The organism is Demequina sediminis (genome assembly GCF_039545075.1).
In the GTDB taxonomy this organism is placed as follows: Bacteria; Actinomycetota; Actinomycetes; order Actinomycetales; family Demequinaceae; genus Demequina; species Demequina sediminis.
The window spans coordinates 117,452-139,842 of sequence record NZ_BAABRR010000005.1; the positions used below are offsets into that span (position 1 = coordinate 117,452).

At 70.5% G+C, this 22,391-nt stretch carries 22 protein-coding genes; 1 reads left to right on the forward strand and 21 read right to left on the reverse strand.

Annotation, left to right across the window (positions count from 1 at the left end; genetic code table 11):
• Nucleotides 1-308: 308 nt before the first annotated feature.
• The 12 genes from rpsO to ABEA62_RS06160 all read right to left on the reverse strand — a co-directional run bounded on the left by rpsO (nt 309) and on the right by ABEA62_RS06160 (nt 11,224).
• A complete protein-coding gene (gene rpsO / locus ABEA62_RS06105) occupies nt 309-578 on the reverse strand; it encodes a 30S ribosomal protein S15 (protein WP_286216390.1) in 270 nt (89 codons plus the stop codon).
• A 155-nt stretch (nt 579-733) separates the two neighbouring features.
• Nucleotides 734-1,735: an amino acid ABC transporter permease gene (locus ABEA62_RS06110; RefSeq protein ID WP_345379113.1), complete on the reverse strand. Its 1,002-nt coding sequence runs from the start codon at nt 1,733-1,735 to the stop codon at nt 734-736.
• On the reverse strand, nt 1,732-2,382 hold the full coding sequence (locus tag ABEA62_RS06115) for an amino acid ABC transporter permease (protein WP_286216393.1): 651 nt from the start codon (nt 2,380-2,382) through the stop codon (nt 1,732-1,734). The genes ABEA62_RS06110 and ABEA62_RS06115 overlap by 4 nt, the downstream gene beginning before the upstream one ends.
• A gap of 57 nt (nt 2,383-2,439) precedes the next feature.
• Nucleotides 2,440-3,327 carry a glutamate ABC transporter substrate-binding protein gene (locus tag ABEA62_RS06120; RefSeq protein WP_425557986.1) on the reverse strand — a complete coding sequence of 296 codons (888 nt, stop codon included), beginning with the start codon at nt 3,325-3,327 and terminating at the stop codon, nt 2,440-2,442.
• A gap of 52 nt (nt 3,328-3,379) precedes the next feature.
• A complete protein-coding gene (locus ABEA62_RS06125) occupies nt 3,380-4,129 on the reverse strand; it encodes an amino acid ABC transporter ATP-binding protein (protein WP_286216395.1) in 750 nt (249 codons plus the stop codon).
• A 93-nt stretch (nt 4,130-4,222) separates the two neighbouring features.
• Nucleotides 4,223-5,197: a bifunctional riboflavin kinase/FAD synthetase gene (locus tag ABEA62_RS06130; protein WP_286216695.1), complete on the reverse strand. Its 975-nt coding sequence runs from the start codon at nt 5,195-5,197 to the stop codon at nt 4,223-4,225.
• 5 nt (nt 5,198-5,202) lie between these two features.
• A complete protein-coding gene (truB, locus tag ABEA62_RS06135; RefSeq protein ID WP_286216396.1) occupies nt 5,203-6,141 on the reverse strand; it encodes a tRNA pseudouridine(55) synthase TruB in 939 nt (312 codons plus the stop codon).
• 4 nt (nt 6,142-6,145) lie between these two features.
• Entirely contained in the window at nt 6,146-6,577 is a 432-nt protein-coding gene (gene rbfA, locus ABEA62_RS06140; protein WP_286216398.1) for a 30S ribosome-binding factor RbfA, read from the reverse strand.
• A complete protein-coding gene (infB, locus tag ABEA62_RS06145) occupies nt 6,577-9,312 on the reverse strand; it encodes a translation initiation factor IF-2 (RefSeq protein ID WP_345379118.1) in 2,736 nt (911 codons plus the stop codon). Before infB ends, rbfA begins: the two co-directional genes overlap by 1 nt.
• Nucleotides 9,313-9,441: 129 nt before the next feature.
• On the reverse strand, nt 9,442-9,726 hold the full coding sequence (locus ABEA62_RS06150; RefSeq protein WP_286216399.1) for a YlxR family protein: 285 nt from the start codon (nt 9,724-9,726) through the stop codon (nt 9,442-9,444).
• Nucleotides 9,727-9,744: 18 nt separating this feature from the next.
• On the reverse strand, nt 9,745-10,752 hold the full coding sequence (nusA, locus tag ABEA62_RS06155) for a transcription termination factor NusA (RefSeq protein WP_286216400.1): 1,008 nt from the start codon (nt 10,750-10,752) through the stop codon (nt 9,745-9,747).
• A gap of 4 nt (nt 10,753-10,756) precedes the next feature.
• Complete coding sequence (locus ABEA62_RS06160; protein ID WP_286216401.1) at nt 10,757-11,224, reverse strand: ribosome maturation factor RimP; 468 nt, start codon at nt 11,222-11,224, stop codon at nt 10,757-10,759.
• Between the two features lie 93 nt (nt 11,225-11,317).
• Between ABEA62_RS06160 and ABEA62_RS06165 the strand changes: the two genes are divergently transcribed.
• The gene (locus tag ABEA62_RS06165; protein WP_286216402.1) at nt 11,318-12,286 is read left to right on the forward strand and encodes a DUF4439 domain-containing protein; all 969 of its coding nucleotides are present in this window, start codon (nt 11,318-11,320) and stop codon (nt 12,284-12,286) included.
• A 285-nt stretch (nt 12,287-12,571) separates the two neighbouring features.
• Here the strand turns inward: ABEA62_RS06165 and ABEA62_RS06170 are convergent, their stop codons facing one another.
• The 9 genes from ABEA62_RS06170 to ABEA62_RS06210 form a co-directional block, all read right to left on the reverse strand.
• Nucleotides 12,572-14,365, reverse strand: a complete 1,794-nt coding sequence (locus ABEA62_RS06170; protein WP_345379206.1) for a proline--tRNA ligase — start codon at nt 14,363-14,365, stop codon at nt 12,572-12,574.
• 86 nt (nt 14,366-14,451) lie between these two features.
• Nucleotides 14,452-14,793 (reverse strand): hypothetical protein, encoded by a 342-nt coding sequence (locus tag ABEA62_RS06175; protein ID WP_286216404.1) that lies wholly within the window; start codon nt 14,791-14,793, stop codon nt 14,452-14,454.
• A 154-nt stretch (nt 14,794-14,947) separates the two neighbouring features.
• Nucleotides 14,948-15,868, reverse strand: a complete 921-nt coding sequence (locus ABEA62_RS06180) for a GNAT family N-acetyltransferase (RefSeq protein WP_286216406.1) — start codon at nt 15,866-15,868, stop codon at nt 14,948-14,950.
• Nucleotides 15,865-17,019 carry a flavodoxin-dependent (E)-4-hydroxy-3-methylbut-2-enyl-diphosphate synthase gene (gene ispG, locus ABEA62_RS06185; protein WP_286216408.1) on the reverse strand — a complete coding sequence of 385 codons (1,155 nt, stop codon included), beginning with the start codon at nt 17,017-17,019 and terminating at the stop codon, nt 15,865-15,867. The genes ABEA62_RS06180 and ispG overlap by 4 nt, the downstream gene beginning before the upstream one ends.
• A 37-nt stretch (nt 17,020-17,056) precedes the next feature.
• The gene (locus tag ABEA62_RS06190; RefSeq protein WP_286216409.1) at nt 17,057-18,370 is read right to left on the reverse strand and encodes a M50 family metallopeptidase; all 1,314 of its coding nucleotides are present in this window, start codon (nt 18,368-18,370) and stop codon (nt 17,057-17,059) included.
• Nucleotides 18,371-18,375: 5 nt separating this feature from the next.
• Nucleotides 18,376-19,530 carry a 1-deoxy-D-xylulose-5-phosphate reductoisomerase gene (gene dxr / locus ABEA62_RS06195; protein ID WP_286216411.1) on the reverse strand — a complete coding sequence of 385 codons (1,155 nt, stop codon included), beginning with the start codon at nt 19,528-19,530 and terminating at the stop codon, nt 18,376-18,378.
• Nucleotides 19,527-20,090, reverse strand: a complete 564-nt coding sequence (locus ABEA62_RS06200; protein ID WP_286216412.1) for a DivIVA domain-containing protein — start codon at nt 20,088-20,090, stop codon at nt 19,527-19,529. Before ABEA62_RS06200 ends, dxr begins: the two co-directional genes overlap by 4 nt.
• Nucleotides 20,090-21,202 carry a dual-specificity RNA methyltransferase RlmN gene (gene rlmN, locus ABEA62_RS06205; RefSeq protein ID WP_486304398.1) on the reverse strand — a complete coding sequence of 371 codons (1,113 nt, stop codon included), beginning with the start codon at nt 21,200-21,202 and terminating at the stop codon, nt 20,090-20,092. The genes ABEA62_RS06200 and rlmN overlap by 1 nt, the downstream gene beginning before the upstream one ends.
• Nucleotides 21,199-22,365, reverse strand: a complete 1,167-nt coding sequence (locus ABEA62_RS06210) for a phosphatidate cytidylyltransferase (protein WP_286216414.1) — start codon at nt 22,363-22,365, stop codon at nt 21,199-21,201. The genes rlmN and ABEA62_RS06210 overlap by 4 nt, the downstream gene beginning before the upstream one ends.
• Nucleotides 22,366-22,391 lie beyond the last annotated feature (26 nt).

A 22,391-nucleotide genomic window follows, 5' to 3' on the forward strand; every position in this document is an offset into this window, starting at 1 on the left:
TTGCGTTCGAGCAGGCCAGGCAAGGATCAGGACCGAGTCCCTCACTGATCGTCAGTCGAAATGCTCAGAATCTCCCCGCCTCGCGGGGGATTCTGCCCATCACCACCGAGGATCAGCGTCCGCTGGCCTGCCAGGTTGTATCGGGTGGCTCCGGGAGACCGGGCCGCAACAATCGTAGCAGTCGGGGCGGACGATGCCCGGGTCGGGACACGCGGGCGGCCTCCGTCGCCCTCGGCCCGGGTACGCGAAAGCCCGGCCGCTGCGACCCTTGCGGGGAGCGGCCGGGCTGACGCCTGGCGGGGCTGCGACTAGCGGCGCAGGCCCAGACGCTCGATGAGCGAGCGGTAGCGCTCGATGTCGACGCGCTGCAGGTAGTTGAGCAGGTTGCGGCGACGACCGACGAGCAGGAGCAGGCCACGACGCGTGTGGTGGTCGTGCTTGTGCTCCTTGAGGTGCTCGGTGAGGTCCTTGATGCGCTGCGTGAGCATCGCGATCTGAACCTCGGGGGAACCGGTGTCGCCCTCGCTGGTTGCGTACTCGGCCATGATGGACTTCTTCACTGCTGCGTCGAGCGCCACTGTGTTCTCTCTTTCGGTCGTTGCGCGGAGCACCCGGGCCTGTTCACCGGGGCACTGGAAACCGCGGCCGTTCTTACGGCGACGGTCAAGCATACCGGACGGGCGCGCTCCCCCGCGACCGGGCGGTCGGCGGCGAGTGAGGGACGATGCCGCGGCTAGGTCTCGCGTCGCGGCGGCTGTTCCTCGCCGGGCCTGCGCACGGGAATCTGCGTCGACGTCACGGGACGGCCGCGGCCGAACAGCGGATCTCCCGCGTGGGCACCCTCATCGCGCGCGGGTCCGCCGATACCCGACTGCGGGATCGGGCCGGTGGGCCCGATCTCGGGGGGCATCAGCCCGCGCCCCTTGCCTCCTTCGCGGAGGCGTCGCTCGACGTAGGTCGCGAGTCGCGACACCGTGAGGTTGATAAGGATGTACACGCTCGCGCCCACGAAAAACAGCGGAATGACGTACGTGTCACCGAAGTAGTCGCGGTTGGTCTTGATGACCCGCAGCAGCTCCGGGTAGGCGACGATGTAGCCGAGCGAGGTGTCCTTGAGCAGCACGACCACCTGGCTCACGAGAGCGGGGAGCATGATGCGGACCGCCTGCGGCAGCTCGATGAGCAGCGTGGTGCGCATGGTCGACAGCCCGATGCTCAGCCCCGCCTCGCGCTGACCGCGAGGCAGGGCGGCGAGCCCCGCGCGCAGCACCTCCGCGACCACGGCGGCGTTGTAGACCACGAGCCCGAACACGACCGACCAGAACACGTCCCAGCCGAACGCGAACTTCGCGAGGGCCATGAGCATCAACACGGGCAGTCCGCGCGCGAGCTCGGTGGTGACGGCCGCGCTGCCCGTGAGGAGGCGCAGCCGCGCACCCCGCCTGAGAATCGCCACCGCGCCGCCGAGTGCGAACGCGAGGGGCGCGGCGACGGCCGCCGCGTGAAGCGTCGCGAGCAGCCCCTTGCCGAGCGAGCCCCACACGTCGCCCGCCGTCTGACCCTTGGGGGGATCCCACAGCACCGCCCAGCGCTCGTCGAAGACCCCGCGCTGGTAGAACGCGTACGCCCCGTACGCGAGGGCCCCGGCGAGCAGCAGCGAGAACACCACGTTGAGAATCCGGTCGAGGCGCTTGGCGCGCGGCCCGGGGGCGTCGTACAGCACCGATCCGCTCATCGCGCGAACGCCACCCTTCGCTCGACCTGTCCCGCGATGAGACCCAGCGGGATCGTGATCACCAGGTACAGCAGCGCGACGCCAAAGAACACGAACAGCGCATCCGTCGGATAGCGCGTCATGAGGCGCAGCTGCACCGCGACCAACTCGGTGAACGCGAAGCCTGCGGCCACCGAGGTGTTCTTGGTGAGCGCGATGAGCACGGAGATCAGCGGCGGAATCGCGGTCCGCCACGCCTGCGGCAGCACCACTTGGGTGAGCGTCTGGCCGAACGTGAGTCCGATGCTGCGCGCGGCCTCAGCCTGACCCAGTCCCACCGAGTTGACTCCCGACCGCAGCGCCTCGCACACGAAGGCGCTGGTGTACAGCGTCAGGGCGACCACCGCGGTGCGGAACCCGAGGTCGAGGACGATGCCCAGGCTGGGGGCGACGAAGACCCAGAAGAAGAACATCAACGTGAGCGGGGTATTGCGCACGATCTCGACGTACACCGTTCCCACGCTGCGCAGCGGGCCCACGGGCGACACGCGCATCGTCGCCAAAATTGTTCCCCACACGAACGAGAGTGCACCGGACGCGGCGGCCAGGGACAGCGTCGCGAGGAAGCCACCCCAGATGAAGCCGAACTCGTCGATGAAGACCTGCATGCTCTCCTCCGCACATGCCGTGCGGCCCCTCGCTCGAGGGACCGCACGGCGATGGCGTTACTCGATCTCGTACCGGTCGACCGTGGGAACCTCCGGCTCGGGCAGGACGGTGCCTGCGGTGGCGTTCCAGGCCTCGAGCCAGCGTCCGTCCTCGAAGATCTCCTCGAGGACGTCGTTGATCCACATGCGGAACTCGGTGTCCTCCCGTGCGAGGCCGATCCCATAGGGCTCCTCGGTGAACGGCTCGCCGACCACCATGAACTCGCCGTCGGACTCCGCGACGTAGCCCGCGAGGATCACGTTGTCCGTGGTGACCACGTCGACCTGCCCGTTGCGCAGCGGCTCGAGGCAGTCGGTGTAGGCGCCAAAGAGCTGCAGGTTGGCGTCCGGGTAGTTGGTGGCGATGTTCTCCGCGGGCGTCGAGCCCTCGACCGAGCACACGTTCTTGCCCGCGAGGTCATCCGGCCCCGTGATGTCGGTCGTGTCGGACATCACCATGAGTGCCTGGCCCGCGTTGTAGTACGGGCCGGCGAAGGACACGAGTTCCTTGCGGTCGTCGTTGATCGTGTAGGTCGCGACCACCAGATCGACGGTGCCGTCCTGAATGAACGGCTCCCGGTTGGCCGAGACGGTCTCGACCCACTCGATCGAGCCCTCGTCGATCCCGAGCTCGGAGGCGAGGATCTTGCCGATCTCGACGTCGAAGCCCTCGGGAGCACCGCTGGGTGCGAGCAGACCGAACAGCGGCTGATCGAACTTGGTGCCGATCGTGATCGACCCGGCGTCAGCGAGCGCCGCCATGGTCGATCCCTCGGCGAACTCGCCCATCTCACCGCCGCCGGCAGTGCCGGACTCCTCCGGCTCTCCCTCGCCCGACGAGCACGCCGCGAGCGCAAGCGCCGCGGCCACTCCGAATGCGGCCGTGGCCGCCCTCCTCCGCATCATCATGTCCTTCTCCTCTCCCCGGCCTTGTGGGCCCTGGCTTCGGTGCGGGTGGTCAGTGCGTGAGGATCTTCGACAGGAAGTCCTTCGCGCGCGCCGACGTGGGCGCGGTGAAGAACGTCTCCGGATCCGCCTCCTCTTGAATCTCGCCGTCCGCCATGAAGACCACGCGGTTGGCCGCGCGGCGGGCAAAGCCCATCTCATGAGTGACGACGATCATGGTCATTCCCTCGTGCGCGAGGTCCGTCATGACGTCGAGGACCTCGTTGATCATCTCGGGGTCCAGCGCACTTGTGGGCTCGTCGAAGAGCATCACCTTGGGCGACATCGCGAGAGAGCGCGCGATCGCGACGCGCTGTTGCTGACCGCCTGACAGTTGAGCGGGAAACTTGTCCGCCTGGTTCGCGACGCCCACGCGCTCGAGGAGCGCCATCGCCTCGGCGCGCGCCTGCGCCTTCGGCGTGCCCTTGACCTTGATCGGCCCCAGCGTGACGTTGTCGAGGATGGTCTTGTGGGCGAAGAGGTTGAAGGCCTGGAAAACCATGCCGACGTCAGCACGCAGATGAGCGAGCGCCTTTCCCTCCTGCGGGAGCGGCCTGCCATCGACCGTGATGGTGCCGGAGTCGATCGTCTCGAGCCTGTTGATCGCGCGACACAGCGTCGACTTCCCCGACCCCGACGGCCCGATCACGACGATCACCTCGCCGCGATCGACCCGCAGGTCGATGTCGCGGAGCACGTGGAGGTCCCCGAAGTGCTTGTTGACCTTCTCCAGCACCACGAGCGCGTCGTTTGCGGCAGGCATCTTTCGACCATAGCCCGCAAATCGGACGCTGTCGCGGTCGTGACCCTTTCGGGACCCAAACTTAATGGCCTGGTAACACTCCGCCGCGGCGCCTCAGTCGCGCAGCCCGAGCCGCTCCCTGGACCAGTCGACGTCCTCGCCAAGCGCGGCAATGAGCGCCTCGAGCGACCCGAAGTCCAGCATGGGCCTGCGCCATTCGACCAGGTCGAGCGCGACCTCGGCGTCGTAGAGATCGAGCCCCGTCGCGTCGATCACGTACGCCTCGATGCGGAGGTCCGTGCCTCCCACCGTGTAGTTCATGCCGAGGCTCACGGCGGCGGGCAGGCGCACGTCCGCGAGGCGTCCGGCGTTCGCATTGCCGCGCGCATCGAGGACCGTGAGCCACGCCGCGTACACGCCGTGGCGAGGAATCATGCCGGCCGTGTGGTCGAGGTTCGCGGTCGGGAAGCCGATCTCCCTGCCGAGCGCATCCCCGTGGATGACGGTGCCGCGCAGCCGGTGCTCGCGCCCGAGCACCTCGGTCGCGGCGGGCAGGTCGCCCTCGTCGAGCAGCTCGCGCACCCACGTCGACGACCACCGGCGTCCCGACTCCGAAAGCGCGCACGCGTCGTCGATGATCTCCACCTCGAAGCCGAGCTCGGCCCCCAGGCCGCGCATCGTCTCGACGTCTCCCGCGTTGCCGCGTCCGAACTTGGTGTCCCGGCCCACCACGACGCTCGTCGCGCGCATGCCTGACACCAGGTAGTCGCGCACGAACTCCTCGGGTGTCTGGCGCGCGAAGTCGAGCGTGTAGCGCACCACCAGGACGCCGTCGAGGCCGGTCGCGGCAAGACGCTCGAGCCGGTCGTCGAGACCCGTGATGAGTTCGGGGGTGTGCGCGGGGTCGTGCACCGCCTTGGGGTGCGGATCGAAGGTCATGGCGAGCGCGACGTGCCCGCGGGCGCGCGCGTCCTCGACCATCGCACCGAGCACCGCCTGGTGACCGCGGTGGACCCCGTCGAAGTTGCCGAGCGTGACGACGGCGGGACCCAGATCGGGGATCTCCGCGAGCGAACGCCACACCTGCATGTCGGTCATTGTGCCGCACCGTCGGGAGCGGACGATGCCGCGGCCGGCTCGAAGACGACCGTGGGCTTCGCGCGCGGCCCCTTGGGTTCGATCACCGCGATCGCGCGCGGCCCGTGCGCGATCGCGACGGTCGGGCCGTCGACGATCGCGTCGATGAACTGCCCGTAACCGAGCGCCCGTGCGTCGTCGTCGGAGACCTCGAGCACCGGCAGGGTCGCGGCGGCGGCCTCGGCAAGGCTCACACGAGGCAGCGTCTCCCCCGCCTCGACCAGCGCGCCCAACTCCTCGAGCGTGCGGGCCCGCGACAGGTCGAGCCCGCCCACGCGCGTGCGGCGCAGGGCCGTGAGGTGTCCCCCGACGCCGAGCCCCGCGCCCAGGTCGCGCGCGAGGGCGCGCACATACGTGCCCGACGACACGTCGACGCGCACGTCGACGTCGACCACCCCTCCCGCGCGACGCACGTCGACCACCTCGAAGCGTGACACCGTCACCGGCCGCTCGGGGAGCTCGACCTCCTCGCCGCCGCGCACGCGCGCGTACGCGCGCTTGCCGTCGATCTTGATCGCGCTCACCGCGCTCGGACGCTGCAGGATGTCGCCGGTGAGGGCCGCGACGCCCCGCGCCAGGGCATCGTCCGTCACCACCGAGGCATCGGCGCGCGAGGTGACCTCGCCCTCCGCGTCATCCGTGACGGTCGCCTCGCCCAGGCGAATGGTCGCGTCGTAGGACTTGTCGTGGCCCACGATGTACGTGAGCAGGCGCGTCGCACGCCCGATCCCCACCACGAGAACCCCCGTGGCCATGGGATCGAGCGTGCCGGCGTGGCCCACCTTGGACGTCTGCGCGAGCCGGCGCACGCGCGCGACCACGTCATGCGACGTCCAGCCCTGAGGCTTGTCGATGACGACGATTCCGGGCGCGGGCTCGGGGCCCCGCCGTCCCACGGCGCTAGACCTGGTCCTCGTCGTCGTGACGGTAGGGATCGGCCTCGCCCGCGTACTGCGCGTTCTCACGCATGCGCATCAGCTCCTGATCCCTCACGTGCGCCTCGTGAAGCGCACGGTCCAGCGACGCCGCCGTCTCAGGAACCGCGTCGAGATGGAACTCGAGCGTCGGGGTGAGACGGATGCCGAGCTGGGACCCCACGAGGGAGCGCAGGCGGCCCTTGGCCGACTGCAGCGCCCTCGCGGTGTCCTCGCGCTCCTCGTCCCCGCCCAGCACCGTGTAGAACACGGATGCCTGCTGGAGGTCGCCCGTCACCCGCACATCGGTGACGGTGATGAACCCCAGCCGGGGATCCTTGATCTCGGTCTCAAGCGCGCGGGCAACGATCTTCTTGATCGTGCCCGCGAGCTTGAGCGCCCGTGCGCTGTCTGCCATTAGGACCTCGGAATCTCGACCGTCTCGAACGTCTCGATGATGTCGCCCACCTGGATGTCGTTGAACTTACCGAGTCCGATACCGCACTCGAAGCCTTCCTTGACCTCCGTGGCGTCGTCCTTGAAACGACGCAGCGTGTCGATGGTCGGCTCACCGATGACGACACCGTTGCGCACCACCTTCGCCTTAGCGTTGCGGCGGATGACACCGGTGCGCACGAGGCAGCCCGCGATGTTGCCGAACTTGGACGAGCGGAAGATCTCCATGATCTCCGCGCCGCCGACCTGGCGCTCCTCGAACTCCGGCTTGAGCATGCCCTTGAGCGAGGACTCGACGTCCTCGAGCACCCGGTAGATGACCGAGTAGAAGCGCATGTCCACGCCCTCGCGGTCGGCGAGTTCCTGGACCCGCTCGGCCGGACGGACGTTGAAGCCCAGGATGATCGCGTTGTCGACCGTCGCGAGGTTGACGTCGTTCTGCGTGACGGCACCCACTCCACGGTGGATGATGCGCAGGTCGACCTCCTTGCCCACGTCGATCTGGAGCAGCGCGTCCTCGAGCGCCTCGACGGCACCGGAGACGTCACCCTTGATGATGAGGTTGAGCGTCTCGACCTTGCCGTCCTCGAGGGCCTGGTTGAAGTCCTCGAGCGAGATGCGCTTGCGACGCTTGGCGAGCTGAGCGGCACGCTCCGCGGCCTCGCGCTTCTCGGCGATCTGACGGGCCGTGCGGTCGTCGTCCGCCACCAGGAAGGTGTCGCCCGCGCGGGGCACGGACGTGAGGCCGATCACCAGGACCGGACGCGCCGGCAGCGCCTCCTTGACCTGGTTGTCGTGCTCGTCGAACATCGCACGCACGCGGCCGTGGGCCGTGCCCGCGACGATCGCGTCGCCCACGCGCAGCGTTCCGGAGTTGACCAGCACGGTCGCCACGGCGCCGCGACCCTTGTCGAGGTGAGCCTCGACGGCCACGCCGCGCGCGTCCTTGTTGGGGTTCGCACGCAGGTCGAGTCCGGCATCGGCGGTGAGCAGGACGGCCTCGAGGAGGTCGTCAATGCCCTTGCCCTGCAGCGCGGAGACGTCGACGAACATCGTGTCGCCTCCGTACTCCTCGGCCACGAGGTTGTACTCGGTGAGCTGCTGGCGGATCTTGGCGGGGTTGGCCCCCTCCTTGTCCACCTTGTTCACCGCGACCACGATCGGCACGTTGGCGGCCTGCGCGTGGTTGAGGGCCTCGATGGTCTGGGGCATCACGCCATCGTCCGCCGCGACCACGAGGATCGCGATGTCGGTGACCTTGGCACCACGGGCACGCATGGCGGTGAACGCCTCGTGACCGGGCGTGTCGATGAACGTGATGGCACGGTCGACGCCCTCGTGGACGTGACGCACCTGGTACGCACCGATGTGCTGGGTGATGCCGCCGGCCTCGCCAGAGATGACGTCCGACTTGCGGATCGCATCGAGCAGGCGGGTCTTTCCGTGGTCGACGTGACCCATGACGGTGACGACCGGCGGGCGGGCCTCGAGCTCCTCATCGGTCTCGGCCGCAAGCTCGGCCTCGATGTCGATGTTGAAGTCCTCGAGCAGCTCGCGGTCCTCCTCCTCGGGGGACACGATCTGGATCTGGTAACCCAGCTCGGCACCCAACGCGGAGAACGTGTCCTCGTCGAGGGACTGCGTCGCGGTCGCCATCTCGCCCAGGTGGAACAGGACGGTGACGAGCGACGCGGGGTTGACGTCGATCTTCTCGGCGAAGTCGCTCAGGGTCGCGCCTCGGCGCAGGCGAATGAGCGTCGAGCCATCACCCCGGGGGATGTTGACGCCGCCGATCGCGGGCGCCTGCTGCTGCTCGTATTCCTGCCGCTTCGCACGCTTGGACTTGCGTCCGCGCACGGGCTTGCCACCCTGGCGACCGAACGCACCCGCGGTGCCTCCACCGCGACCGCGACCACCGGCGGCGGGACGGCTACCGGGAGCGCCGCCGAAGCCTCCGGGGCCACCCGGACGGCCGGGAGCGCCGCCGGGACCGGCCGCGGGGCGCGGGCCGAAGCCCCGACCCGGGGTACCGGACGGGGCACCCGGACGGGCGCCACCAGGGGCGCCGGGACGGCCAGGAGCACCCGCTCCGGCGGCGCCGCCGGGGCGCGGTCCGGGACGGGGAGCCTGGAACGGGTTGTTGCCACCCGGACGCGGGCGCGGACGGGGTCCGGCCGCGCGGTCGCTGAATGGGTTGTTGCCCGCGGGTCGCGGGCGGGGGCGCGGCATGTCGCTGGGCGACGGGGCGCCGGGACGCGCCGCTCCCGGCTTGGCGGCCGAGGAGTCGGCGGCCGATGCCGCGGGAGACTCCTGCGCGGCCGGTGCGGCGTCCGCGGAAGCCGCCGACGCGCTCGAGGCGGGCGCGGGGCGGGGGGTCGAGGCCGGCTTCACCGCGGCGGGCGCGGGTGCCGGCTCGGGGGCGGGCTCCGGCTCCGCGGGGGCGGAGGGGGCCGGCTTGGGGCCGGGCTTGGGCGCGCCGGGGCGCGCGGCAGCCGACTTGGCCGCGGGAGCGGCCGATGCTACGGGGGCCGCGGCGGTCGGTGCCGGGAAGGCCTCCTTGGCCTTGCGGACGACCGGGGCCTCCAGGGTGGAGGACGGACCCTTCACGTACTCGCCAAGCTGGTTCAGCTTGGCGATCAGGTCCTTGCTCGAGACTCCGAGCTCCTTCGCGATCTCATGGACGCGGGGCTTTGCCACTTCTCTCCTGTCTCGGCTCGCCCAAGACAGGGTCGAGCCATCGTTACGGCTGGGTGCTCATCGTGAGGTGCTCATCGGATGGCCATGGGCTTTCATCCCGTCTGATTCGATGGGTGGACGCGATCCACGCTAGCCGACCTTGAGGCCGGTGACATCAAGCTCCGCGACGCGCAGCGCGCGGGCGAAGGCCTTCCGTCTCAGCGCCTGTGCGAGGCACTGCGGGTCGGGGTGCAACCAGGCTCCCCGTCCCGGCAGGCTGCGACGCTCGTCGACGACCGCGTGGCCGTCCACGCACGCCACGCGCACAAGGACCGACCGAGACCCCCGACCCCTGCAGCCGACGCACGTCCGCGTGGGCTCCTGGGGAGCGCTCGCGGGGGCGCCGACGTCACGAGACGGTTCTCTCGGCTGCACCAGTCTAGCGGGTCCCGGTCAACGGCCGGAACCGGCGCGCCCTGGCACGTCCGGCTGCTCGTCCGAGCGGATGTCGATGCGCCACCCCGTCAGGCGTGCCGCGAGGCGGGCATTCTGGCCCTCCTTGCCGATCGCGAGCGACAGGTGGAAGTCGGGAACGACGACGCGAGCGGCGCGTGCCTCCTCGTCCACCACGGTCACCGAGACCACGCGCGACGGCGACAGCGCATTGCCCACGAACGTCGCGGGGTCCTCGTGCCAGTCGATGATGTCGATCTTCTCGCCGCGCAGTTCGCTCATCACGGAACGCACGCGCGAACCCATGGGGCCGATGCACGCACCCTTGGCGTTCACGCCAGGGACGGTCGCGCGGACGGCGACCTTCGTGCGGTGGCCCGCCTCGCGGGCGAGGCTCATGATCTCGACAGTGCCGTCTGCAATCTCGGGGACCTCGAGCTCGAAGAGCTTGCGCACGAGGCCGGGGTGCGTGCGCGACAGCGTGATCGACGGACCCTTCTGGCCGCGCGAGATGTCGAGGACGAAGCCCTTGATGCGCTCACCGTGGACGTAAACCTCGGTGGGCACCTGCTCGTGCGGGGGCAGGATCGCCTCGACGTCACCAAGGTCGACGTGGACGTTGCGGGGGTCGGAGGACTGCTGGATCACGCCGGACACGAGCTGTCCCTCGCGTCCCGCGTACTCGCCGAGCACGGCATCGTCCCCCGCCTGACGCAGGCGCTGGAAGATCACCTGCCGCGCGGTCGAGGTCGCGATGCGACCGAAGTCCGCCGGCGTGTGATCGAACTCGGGCAGATCCGTGGGCTCCTGGTCGGGCTCGACGTCCTCGCGCGCGAAGATCGTCACCTTGCCCGACGTGCGATCGAGGTGCGCCCGCGCGTGCCGATAGGCACCCGGGGTCTTGTGATAGGCCGAGAGCAGCGCCTGCTCGATCGCGTCCACGAGCACGTCGAGACGGATGTCCTTCTCGCGCTCGAGGCCGCGCAGGGCCTGCATGTCGATGTCCATGGTTCTACTCTTCTCCCAGCCTCTTCAACTCGACGACGATCCGTCCACTGCGGATCTGACCGAGCTCCAGCCGGCGCTCCTCGCCCTCGACGTCGATCACGACGGCGTCACCGTCAAGGTCGCGCAGGCGGCCCGTGACGGTGCCCTCGTCGAGGCGCAGTTCCACCAGCCGCGTGCGCGCGCGCAGGAAGTGCCTGCGCTCGGTGAGCGGCCGGTCGGTGCCAGGCGTCGACACCTCGAGCACGTAGGGCGTCGAGGGGACATCAGCCTCGTCGAGGGCGGCGCCGATGAGCCGGGCCGCCTCCGCGATCCGGTCGAGGTCCGCGCTGCCGGTCTCGGTTTCGGGCAGGTCCACCGTGACGAAGACGCGCGAGCGCTTGCCCGCGGCGGTCACGTCGACGGCCTCGACGACGAGTCCAGCAGCCTGTGCGGCCGGTGCGGCGAGCTCCGTGATGCGGCTCGAGATGTCCATGGCATCGCCTCCCACGCGCGGCACGCGCTCCGTTCCTGAAATTCGGTCGGTCACATTGTAGGGCCCTGTCGGGGGCGTGTCATGATGTGCCGCATGACCGCCGCCGCCTCCCGGATCGCGCGCACCGCACTCCGACCGGCGGCCGCGATAGTCGCGGCGCTCGTCGCGACCGGCGCGGTCACCGGATGCTCGTGGCGCGCGGAGACTCCCCCGATCGAGCGGCGCACTCCCACTCCCGAGGTCGCGATGCGGGACGCGGCCGCGGTGCGCGAACAGGCGGTACTCGACGCCGCGGGGTCCGGTCTGCTCAAGGAGTCCACCGCACGCACCGCGGCGGCGCACCTTGAGGCACTCGGCGGCGTGTACGTCGCGACGCCGTCTCCGTCACCCGAGTGGAGCGCGACGGCCTCAGAGCCGGTGCCGCAGCACGCCCTCGAGGACGCCGTCAAGGCGGCGATCGAGGGCGCGCTCGATGCCGCGTCCACCGCCGCGGCGTCCGACCCGTCGCTCACGGCGCTGCTGCGCTCGATTGCGCTCTCGCATGCCGTCGCGCTCGACGCGCCTGCCGCGGCGGGAGAGGCACCCGCCGCGCGCCCCATGCCGGGCACGTCCACGGACTCGCTGGTTCCCGCGGAGGGCACCGCAGTGCCTGCCGCGACCCTCGCGGCGCTCGCGGTGGATCACGACCGCGCGGCCTTTGCGCTTGAGGTGGGTGCCGCGCGCGCCGAGGAGGACGAGCGACTCGCTGCCCTCGAACTCGCCGCGCTGCACCGGGCCAGGGCGGCCGACCTCATCGCCCTCGACGGCGTCGACGACGCGCGCGCCGAGCTCTACGCGGTGTCACCCGACTCCGTGGCGAGCCCAGCGTCACGCGCCGCGCTGGCGTTGGCGATCGAAATCGACCTCGCCGAGCGCTACGCGCGGCTTCTGGGAGACGCGACCGCCGACGATGCAGACTGGATCCTCAACGCCTCGTACGACGCCTACGTGCGCGCGGCGTCGCTGCCCGGGTTCGCGGCGACGGATGTCCCCGCGCTGCCAGGGCTCGAGCTCGCGGACTGACCTCGCGGGTTCCTTCGCGGCTCCGCCACACGCGCTCGGCCTCGCGGCTCCGCCACACGCGCTCGGCCTCGCGGCTCCGCCACACAAATTTGCGGCTGCGCCACACGGCCCTCGGCGTGTCGGCGGCGTGTCGCACTCGTGAAGGGTCTGAGGGGACGATGCCGCGCCTCGTTGTGTGGCGGAGCCGCGGGGTAGCGAGCGTGTGGCGGAGCCGATGGGGGAACCGGGGTAGCGAGCGTGTGGCGGAGCCGCGGGGTAGCGAGCGTGTGGCGGAGCCGCCCCCGCCTACTGGACCAGCGCCTCCCTGACGCGCGCCACCACGGTCTCGACGGCATCGTCCACGCGCACCGGCTCGCTCGTTCCGCCGGCCCGCGTCTTGAGCTCGACCTCGCCGTCGGCGAGGCCGCGACCCACGACCAGGATGAACGGCGCGCCGATCAGCTCCGCGTCCTTGAACTTGACGCCGGGAGAGACCTTGGGGCGGTCGTCGTAGCAGACCTCGATGCCGTTGCTCTCGAGGGCCGCGGCGAGGGAGTCGGCGGCGTCGAACACCGCCTGGTCCCTGCCCGTGGCGACGAGGTGCACCTGATACGGCGCGACACCGATCGGCCACTTCAGGCCCAGCTCGTCGTGGTTGTTCTCCGCGAGCAGCGCGAGGCAGCGCGTCACGCCGATCCCGTACGAGCCCATCGTGACGACCTGCTGCTTGCCGTTCTCGTCGAGCACCCGCAGGTCGAGAGCCTCCGCGTACTTGCGACCGAGCTGGAAGATGTGGCCGATCTCGACGCCGCGGGCCAACTCGAGCGGCCCCGAGCCGTCGGGGGCGGGGTCGCCCGCACGGACCTCGGCGGCCTCGATCGTCCCGTCGCCGACGAAGTCACGCCCCGCGGTGAGGTCGAAGACGTGGCGTCCCGGCTCGTTCGCGCCCGTGATCCACCGGGTTCCAGGGACGATGCGCGGGTCGAGCAGGTACGGGATGGCAGTGTCGCCCTCGTCGCCCCTCGCGACGCCCTCGGCGCGCGCCTGGGGACCCAGCGCGCCCGGACCGATGTAGCCCTTCACGAGCTGCGGGTGCCGCGCGAAGTCCTCCTCGGTGGCTGCCTCGACGCCGTACGGAGCGAGAGCGGCCTCGAGCCGCGTCATGTCCGCCTCTCGGTCGCCGGGGATGCCCACCACGAGCAGGCTGCGCTCCCCCGCGGGTGCCGTCAGCGCCACGACGACGTTCTTGAGGGTGTCGGCCGCCGTCCACGCACGGTCCGCGCGCGGATGGGCGGCGTTCGCGTGGTCGACGAGCGTCGCGATCGTGGGCGTGTCGGGAGTGTCCTCGACGTGCGCGGCCGGTGCGTCCGCCCAGTCGAGCGACGCCGGCACGGGCGTGGTGACCGCCTCGACGTTCGCGGCGTAGCCGCCGGGCGACCGCACGTAGGTGTCCTCGCCGATCGCGGTGGGCGACAGGAACTCCTCCGACTTGGAGCCACCCATCGCTCCCGACGTGGCCGTGACGATCACGTACTCGAGTCCCAGCCGGTCGAAGATGCGGATGTATGCCTCGCGCTGGGCCGCATAGGAGGCGTCGAGGCCCTCGTCGGTCACGTCGAAGGAATACGAGTCCTTCATGATGAACTCGCGTCCGCGCAGCAGGCCGGCCCGGGGCCTGGCCTCGTCGCGGTACTTGGTCTGGATCTGGTAGATCGTCAGCGGTAGGTCCTTGTACGACGAGTACAGGTCCTTGACGAGCAGCGTGAACATCTCCTCGTGCGTGGGCGCGAGCAGGTAGTCGCCACCCTTGCGGTCCACGAGGCGGAAGATGCCCTGTCCGTACTCCGTCCAGCGGCCCGTGGCCTCGTAAGGCTCCTTGGGCAACAGCGCGGGAAAGTGCACCTCCTGGCCGCCCGCTGCGTTCATCTCTTCGCGGACGACCGCCTCGACCTTGGCGAGCACACGCAGGCCGAGCGGGAGCCACGAGTAGATGCCGGGGGCGGCACGCCGGATGTATCCGGCGCGCACCAGGAGCTTGTGCGACGCGACCTCGGCGTCGGCGGGGTCCTCACGCAGCGTGCGGAGGAAGAGCGTGGACATGCGCAGCATGGGCACAAGGGTATCGGGCGGGCGACGGGACGATGCGCGGTTCGGGACCGCGTATCGTCCCGTCGGTCGCGGGTGAGCTAGCCGTTCAGCGCGTAGAGCTCCGCGCGGTAGAGGAAGGCCCCGACCGCGTCACGGCGCGCGAGGTCCTCGGGACGGAACGCGACGCCGGCCGGGGTCGTCCACCCCCGCACGATTCCGAGGTCCTGGGCCAAGTCGATCGCCTCGGCATGCTCCGAGAAGTGCGGCGAGGACGCGTCGGCCGAGACGTCGATGGACTCGATCTGCGCGGGAAGAGCCGCCACCGACGCGGGCGCCGTGGTCGGCACGCCCGCCGATGCCGCCGTGGCTGCCCCCGTGGCAAGCAGCGCGCCGGCGCATGCGAGTGCGACCGGCCGAGCAAGCGACATGAATGAGGGCATCGCTTCTCCCAGGATGAAGACACGCCTCGGGGCGGTGGGTCACGTTCGAGGCGAGACTATCCGCTGGACTACCTGGGGCGACAGTGCCGCGAAGGCGCAATCCTGCACCAAGTAACCTATTCCACATCCGATTGAGTCGGCGTGGGACATCGGCCTAGAACATCACCGTCGCGAACTGTCCCACGCGCCGGAAGCCCACCGCCTCGTACGCGCGAATCGCGACCGGGTTGAAGTCGTTGACGTAGAGGCTCACGGTGGGAGCGAGCGACCCGCGAACGGCGTCCACGACCGCGCCGAGGCCCGCACGCGCGAGGCCCCTGCCGCGCACCGTCGGGTGCACCCACACCCCCTGGAGCTGCGCGACTCCCCCGCCCAGCGCACCGACCTCGGCCTTGAACACGACCTGGCGCTCGCCGTCCACCTCGCCGAACTGCACGAAGGACCGTCCCGCGCGCACGAGCGACCGCAGCCGCTCCTCGTAGCCGGCGCGGCCGTGACGCATCGGGTCGTAGCCCACCTCGCCAATGAACATGTGGACGCACGCGGGCAGCAGCCGGTCGTAATCGTCGAGTGTCGCACGGCGCACCGCCGCAAGCTCCAGTCCCGCGGCGCCGATTCCCGCGACCCGCACGGGCTCGGAGTCGATTGCCATCGACACCTGGCGTGCGCGCACCTCGCGCGCCGGCCCCCACCACGGCTCGACGCGGCCCCACAGGTCGAGCGTGGTCTGCGCGGGTCCCACGAGCGCGGCCGGCCTCGTCAGCCTCGCCACCGCCGCCGCGGCGACGTCCGCGCGCAGCGACTCGGCATCGTCCGATTCCTCGCCAGGCAACACCGCCGCCAGATTGGCGCCGTTCCACACGAGGCCCGCGAGGGCCGAATGCAGGCCCACGCGGCGCCGCACGGCCCACATCGCGGCGGGCATGACCCCGGACGCGCGGGCGATGTCGAGGTGCATCGCGGGCACCACGTTGGCCACCGGATCCGCGGCCGCGATCTCGATCGCGGCCGCCAGGTCACGCCGCTGCAGGGGCGCCAGCGTGTGCTGCGCGCGCCTCAGCAGCGAGTCGGTCATGACGCCGCGATCACCTGCGGGCTCGCGCCGTCGACCGGCTCCATCGTCTCGGCGAGCTTCATCGCCTCCTCGATGAGCGTCTCCACGATGTCCTTCTCGGGAACGGTCTTGATGACCTCACCCTTGACGAAGATCTGACCCTTGCCGTTGCCCGAGGCCACGCCAAGGTCCGCCTCGCGCGCCTCGCCCGGCCCGTTGACCACGCAACCCATGACCGCGACGCGCAGCGGCACCTCCATGCCCTCGAGTCCCGCGGTGACCTTCTCCGCGAGCTCGTAGACGTCCACCTGAGCGCGCCCGCACGACGGGCACGACACGATCTCGAGCTTGCGGGGGCGCAGGTTGAGCGACTGGAGGATCTGGATGCCCACCTTCACCTCCTCGACGGGAGGGGCGGAGAGGGACACGCGGATCGTGTCGCCGATGCCCTGGCTGAGGAGCGCACCGAACGCGGTGGCGGACTTGATGGTGCCCTGGAAGGCGGGGCCGGCCTCGGTCACTCCCAGGTGCAGCGGCCAGTCGCCGCGCTCCGACAGCATCTCGTAGGCGCGCACCATCACGACGGGGTCGTTGTGCTTGACCGAGATCTTGAAGTCGTGGAAGCCGTGCTCCTCGAACAGGCTCGCCTCCCACACCGCGGACTCGACGAGTGCCTCGGGGGTCGCCTTGCCGTACTTGGCGAGCAGCCGCGGGTCGAGCGAGCCGGCGTTGACGCCGATGCGGATCGACGTGCCGTGGTCCTTCGCGGCCTGCGCGATCTCCTTGACCTGGTCGTCGAACTTCTTGATGTTGCCCGGGTTGACGCGCACCGCGGCGCAGCCGGCCTCGATCGCGGCGAACACGTACTTGGGCTGGAAGTGGATGTCGGCGATCACGGGGATGTTGGACTTGCGCGCAATCGCCTCGAGCGCGTCGGCGTCGTCCTGCGTGGGACACGCGACGCGAACGATGTCGCAGCCCGACGCGGTGAGCTCCGCGATCTGCTGGAGCGTCGCGTTGACGTCGTGCGTCTTGGTGGTGCACATCGACTGCACGCTGATGGGCGCGTCTCCGCCCACGTACACGTCGCCCACCTTGATCTTGCGGGTCTTGCGTCGCGGGGACAGCACGGGCGCCGGCAGCGCGGGCATCCCCAATCCGATAGTCGTCACGGGTTCAGTATCTCCCAAGGTTGGTCGAGGTTGTCCGTCACACCACGGTCACGGGGGCGACGATGTCCGCATAGATGAGAATGACGCCCATGACGAGCAGGAGCGCGAAAACGCCGTACGCGAGGGGCATCATGCGGGCCACGTCGACCGGTGCGGGACGCGGCAACCCGCGCACCTTTGCGTAGCCGTTCTTGATCCCCTGCCACAGCGCGGAGGCGACGTGTCCGCCGTCGAGCGGCACGAGCGGAATCATGTTAAAGGCGAAGAGTGCGAGGTTGAGGCCTCCCAACAGCATGAGCATGTCGGCGACCTTCTCGGTGAGCCCGTAGCCGTCGACCTCCGCCGCCGAGATCTCGCCGGTGACGCGCGCCACGCCCACGATTCCCATGATCGACTCCTGCGAGCGCTCCTCGAGGCCCACGGCCGCACGGGCGACGTGATAGACGTGCTGGGGAAGCTCGACAATCACCTCGGCGGTGCGGCCCAGGACGTAGCCGGTCCACTCGACGCCCGCGCCGATGCCCTGGCGCTGCGTCTCGGCGGTGGGCGACACACCCAGGTAGCCGGCGGTCTCCGTCACCGGAGCGCCCGCGGCGTCCACGATCGGTGCGCCATTCTCGTCGTACGTCGCCCGCTCGCGCGGCACGGGTGTGACCGGCACCTCGACGGTGCCGCCCTCGCGCTCGACCGTGAGCAGCAGTTCCTCGCCCGGGCTCGCGGCGATCACGCCGGTGAGCTCGTCCCACGTCGACACCGGAGTGCCGTCGACCGCGGTCACCGTGTCGCCAGGCTCGAGACCCGCGAGCGAGGCGGGTGAGGCGGGATCGCCCGGCGCGCAGTCGATCGCGCCCGCCGCGGGCACGCACGCGGTCACGTTCGCGACCGTCAGGGTCGGGTGGCCCGGCGTGCCGACGAAGGAGAACACACCGGTGAAGAGCACGACGGCGATGATGAGGTTCACGACCGGTCCGCCGAGCATCACGATCGCCTTGCGCCACCAGGTGAGGCGGTAGAACGCGCGGTGGTCCTCCCCCGGCAGGATCTCATCCACCGACGCGGCACGCGTGTCCGCGATGAGGCGCGCGATGCGCCCGTTGCCGCGGACGGGCTTGACCGCGGCCTCGGGCGGGATCATCCCCACCAGCCGCACGTAGCCGCCCAAGGGGATGGCCTTGACGCCGTACTCGGTCTCCTTGCCGCGCCGCGACCACACGGTGGGCCCAAAGCCCACGAAGTACTCGCTCACGCGCACGCCGAACTTCTTCGCGGGGACCATGTGGCCCACCTCGTGGAGGGCGATCGAGATCAGCAGCCCCACGAGCAGCACGATCCATCCCACTACCTCAGCCATGTCTCCTACCCTCTCGCCGCCGCGATCGCGCGCGCCGCGCGTTCGCGTGCCCACGACTCCGCATGGTCGACCTCGTCGAGCGTCACCTCCGCCGGCGCGTCGTACGCCTCGACAACGCTCCGGACCGTGTCCACGATCCCGAGGAAGGGAAGATCGCCGTCGACGAAGGCCCTCACGCACTCCTCGTTGGCGGCGTTGTACACCGCGGGGTGCAGCGCGGAGGCCGCCACCGCGTCCCTCATGAGGCGAATCGCGGGGAAGGCGTCCTCGTCGAGCGGCTCGAAGGTCCACGCCTGTGCGTGGGTCCAGTCGAGTCGCGGAGCGACGTCCGGAAGGCGGTCGGGCCAGCTGAGCCCCAGCGCAATCGGCAGGCGCATGTCGGGCGGCGACGCCTGCGCGATGGTCGCGCCGTCGACGAACTCGACCATCGAGTGCACGATCGACTGCGGATGCACCACGACGTCGATCCTGTCCATCGGGATGTCGAAGAGGAGGTGTGCCTCGGCGACCTCGAGCGCCTTGTTCACCATCGACGCGGAGTTGATCGTCACGACGGGGCCCATGTCCCAGTTCGGATGAGCGAGGGCATCGGCCGGGGAGACCGCCGCGAGCGAGGCGCGAGATCGGCCGCGGAAGGCGCCTCCCGAGGCGGTCACCACGAGGCATCGCACCTCGCTGTGGGCGCCCGAGCGCAGTGACTGAGCGAGTGCCGAATGCTCCGAGTCGACGGGCACGATCTGATCCTCGCGCTGCCTGGCCGCGAGCACGAGGGCTCCGCCGGCCACGAGCGACTCCTTATTGGCGAGCGCGAGCGTCGAGCCCGACTCGAGAGCCGCGAGCGTGGGCCGCAGGCCCACGGATCCCGTCATCCCGTTGAGCACGACGTCTGCTCCCCTGCGCGCGGCCTCGACCACGGCATCGGCGCCACCGGCGACCTCGACCCCGGGCAGTGCGGCGGCAATCTCCGCGACCGCTGACTCGCGCGCGACGGCCAGGTAGGAGGGACGATGCTCCCGCGCCTGGGCGATGATGGCCGCCGGGTCGGCTCCGCCCGCGGCGAGGGCGACCACGTCGAACGCGTCGTGGTGGCGCGCGATGACGTCGAGCGCCTGAGTCCCGATGGACCCGGTCGACCCGAGCAGCGCGACGGTGCGGGTCATCCCTCGGAGACGCCGAGCAGGATGTCGACCATGCGCGCGAGGAACGCGTCGACCGTGCCCTCGTCGTACGCGCGAGCACCGCGCGCGGCGCGGAACGTCGAGGCGCGCACCTCGTCGGCGGTCAGCGGCGCGCCCCGGTCGAAGAAGGCGGTCACGCGCGCGAGGAACTCGTCGACATCGCTCGCGCGGTAGCCGCGCCCGAGCCGTGCGGGGTGAGCGAACCGCTCTCCCGCCGGCCGGCGCAGTCGCGGATAGAGCGTCTGAGCGCGCTGGGCGAGGTCCTGCATCCACGCGTCCTGTCCGTTGCGGCGCACGAAGGCCTCGCGCTGGCGGCCCACGAAGGCCACCTCGAGGCGATCCAGCGCCGCGTCGACGGCCGTGGTCTCGTAGCCGCCGTGCTTGAGGTCGAACGCGGTCCGGCGGACGTCGAGGGGCTCGAGCTCCGTCGGGGCCTGACCGGGCCGCTCGTAGACCGACCTCGCGGTGTCGAAGAACGCCTCGACCTGCGCGGGGTGATAGCCGAGACGCAGGGCATTCACCTTGGGGAACAGGACGGTCATCATCTCTCCTTGATCGCCAGCTGGCCGCATGCGCCGTCGATATCGCTGCCTCGAGTATCCCTGATGGTGGTCGGAATTCCGTGCATCCTGAGGATGCGAACGAACTCCTGCTCGACCTTGGGGTCCGAGGCGGTCCACTTCGAGCCGGGGGTGGGGTTGAGCGGAATCGGGTTGACGTGCACCCAGCCGTCGCCGCGTGCCGTGAGCTTCTGGGCGAGCAGCTCAGCGCGGTGCGCGTGGTCGTTGATGTCCCTGATGAGCGCGTACTCGATGCTCACGCGGCGGCCCGTCGCGTCGAAATAGCGTCGCGCGGCGTCGAGCGCCTCATCGACCTTCCACCGCGCGTTGATGGGCACGAGCGTGTCGCGGAGCTCATCGTCGGGGGCGTGCAGGCTGAGCGCAAGCGTGACGGGGATGCCCTCGCTCGCGAGGCGATCGATGCCGGTGACGAGGCCCACGGTCGACACGGTGACGTGGCGCGCCGACAACCCGAAGCCCTCGGGCGCGGGGCTCGTCAGCGCGCGCACGGCGGTGATCACGGCCGCGTAGTTGGCCAACGGCTCGCCCATCCCCATGAACACCACGTTCGACAGCCGCACGGGGTCGCCGCCCAACTCCCCGTCGCGCGCGGCACGCGCGGCGAGCCGCACCTGCTCGACGATCTCCGCGGCGGACAGGTTGCGCGTGAGCCCCATCTGTCCCGTCGCGCAGAACGGGCAGGCCATGCCGCAGCCTGCCTGGCTCGTCACGCACAGCGTGGCACGCTCGGGGTACTTCATCAGCACGGACTCGACCTTGGCGTGATCGATGAGGTTCCACAGCGTCTTCACCGTCTCGCCGTCGTCCGCCGTGAGCGACGTGACCTTGGTGAGCAGGGGCGGGAACAGCTCCGCGACCAGATCCTCGCGCGCGGAGGCGGGAAGGTCGGTCATGTCCTCGGCGTCGACCGTGAGGTGGTCGTAGTAGTGCGTCGCGAGCTGCTTGGCCCTGAACTTGGGCTGGCCGAGCTGCTGCAGCGCATCGACGCGCTCGACGGCGTCGAGGTCCGCGAAGTGGCGCGGCGGCTTGCCGCGCCGGGGCGCAAGCATGGGAAGAGTGGGATGCGAGGTCATGAGGTCCCCAGAAGTAGAGCGAAGATGAGATAGGCGACCGCCGCGGCGGGCAGCATCGAGTCGAGGCGGTCCAGCACGCCGCCGTGGCCAGGGATCGCGCTCGACATGTCCTTCACAGAGATGTCGCGCTTGAGCGCCGACTCCGCGAGGTCGCCAAGCACTGCGGCGACGACAGCGCCGAGTCCCACCGCCGTGCCGATCCACCAGCGGCCGTCGAGGAGGGCGAAGGCCGCGACCGTCGCTGCCGCGACGCCGAACGCCGCGCCGCCGATCGCGCCCTCCCACGTCTTCTTGGGACTCACGCGCGGCGCGAGCTTGCGCCGCCCGAAGAGCATGCCCGTGAAGAGCGCCATGGTGTCGTTGAGAATCACGGCGAGGATCAGGATCACGACGCGCTTCCAGCCCTCGTCCGCGAGCTCGAGGAGAAGCATGAACGATGCCAGGAACGGGATCCAGGTGAGAGTGAGGATGCCCACGAGAGAGTCCGCGAGGGTGTTCTCGATGCGGTCGTCGACGATCCTCCACGCGACCACGCCCGCGCTGGCGACGAGCAACGCGACGACGAGCCCCTCTCCCCCGCCGTACCAGGTGGCCACTCCCATGCCGACCGTGGCCATGATGACGGGGGCGATCGACACGTGCATGCCGTGCCGCGCGAGCGCGGCGCGCCACTCGATCACGGCCGCGATGCAGAACGCATAGATGGTCACCGCGAAGACCAGCGGGTTCCACCAGGCCGCGACGAGCGCGCCGATGGCCAGGACGATGCCGACGGCGGACGCGAGCCACAGGTTGCGCCCCGCGCGGCGCGGGGTCGCGACGGGCATCGCACCCGAGAGGGGGACCGCCACGTCGACCGGGTCCACGACATCGTCCTCGCCCGCGCGACGCGTCACCAGCGCGGACTCCGCGGCGGCCACGGCTTCGGACACCTCGGGGGCCGCGTAGGCCACCGGCGCGGTCGCGGCGGGATGCTCGATCGCGGCGTCGGCCGGACCGGGAAGCTCACGATCGCCCTCGGGGTGGCCCGCGGGCCACGGCGATGCGTCGCGCACGCCCGGCTCGGCGCCGCTCACGGGCACGAACGTCGCGCCGGGCGTCGGGGCCGGCTCCGGCCCGGTCGAGGTGTCGAGGTCCGCGTCGCGGCGACGCCCCCACCTCATGAGACGCCCTGTCGCGCGGTCGCGTC

Excerpts from the sequence above, each read along its gene's own strand:
- ABEA62_RS06110 (WP_345379113.1), bottom strand. The coding sequence starts at position 1,735 with ATGAGCGGATCGGTGCTGTACGACGCCCCCGGGCCGCGCGCCAAGCGC.
- ABEA62_RS06115 (WP_286216393.1), bottom strand. The coding sequence starts at position 2,382 with ATGCAGGTCTTCATCGACGAGTTCGGCTTCATCTGGGGTGGCTTCCTC.
- ABEA62_RS06120 (WP_425557986.1), bottom strand. The coding sequence starts at position 3,327 with ATGATGCGGAGGAGGGCGGCCACGGCCGCATTCGGAGTGGCCGCGGCG.
- ABEA62_RS06125 (WP_286216395.1), bottom strand. The coding sequence starts at position 4,129 with ATGCCTGCCGCAAACGACGCGCTCGTGGTGCTGGAGAAGGTCAACAAG.
- ABEA62_RS06130 (WP_286216695.1), bottom strand. The coding sequence starts at position 5,197 with ATGCAGGTGTGGCGTTCGCTCGCGGAGATCCCCGATCTGGGTCCCGCC.
- rbfA (WP_286216398.1), bottom strand. The coding sequence starts at position 6,577 with ATGGCAGACAGCGCACGGGCGCTCAAGCTCGCGGGCACGATCAAGAAG.
- nusA (WP_286216400.1), bottom strand. The coding sequence starts at position 10,752 with ATGGACATCGACATGCAGGCCCTGCGCGGCCTCGAGCGCGAGAAGGAC.
- ABEA62_RS06160 (WP_286216401.1), bottom strand. The coding sequence starts at position 11,224 with ATGGACATCTCGAGCCGCATCACGGAGCTCGCCGCACCGGCCGCACAG.
- ABEA62_RS06165 (WP_286216402.1), top strand. The coding sequence starts at position 11,318 with ATGACCGCCGCCGCCTCCCGGATCGCGCGCACCGCACTCCGACCGGCG.
- ABEA62_RS06170 (WP_345379206.1), bottom strand. The coding sequence starts at position 14,365 with ATGTCCACGCTCTTCCTCCGCACGCTGCGTGAGGACCCCGCCGACGCC.
- ABEA62_RS06175 (WP_286216404.1), bottom strand. The coding sequence starts at position 14,793 with ATGCCCTCATTCATGTCGCTTGCTCGGCCGGTCGCACTCGCATGCGCC.
- ABEA62_RS06180 (WP_286216406.1), bottom strand. The coding sequence starts at position 15,868 with ATGACCGACTCGCTGCTGAGGCGCGCGCAGCACACGCTGGCGCCCCTG.
- ABEA62_RS06190 (WP_286216409.1), bottom strand. The coding sequence starts at position 18,370 with ATGGCTGAGGTAGTGGGATGGATCGTGCTGCTCGTGGGGCTGCTGATC.
- dxr (WP_286216411.1), bottom strand. The coding sequence starts at position 19,530 with ATGACCCGCACCGTCGCGCTGCTCGGGTCGACCGGGTCCATCGGGACT.
- ABEA62_RS06200 (WP_286216412.1), bottom strand. The coding sequence starts at position 20,090 with ATGACCGTCCTGTTCCCCAAGGTGAATGCCCTGCGTCTCGGCTATCAC.
- rlmN (WP_486304398.1), bottom strand. The coding sequence starts at position 21,202 with ATGACCTCGCATCCCACTCTTCCCATGCTTGCGCCCCGGCGCGGCAAG.
- ABEA62_RS06210 (WP_286216414.1), bottom strand. The coding sequence starts at position 22,365 with ATGAGGTGGGGGCGTCGCCGCGACGCGGACCTCGACACCTCGACCGGG.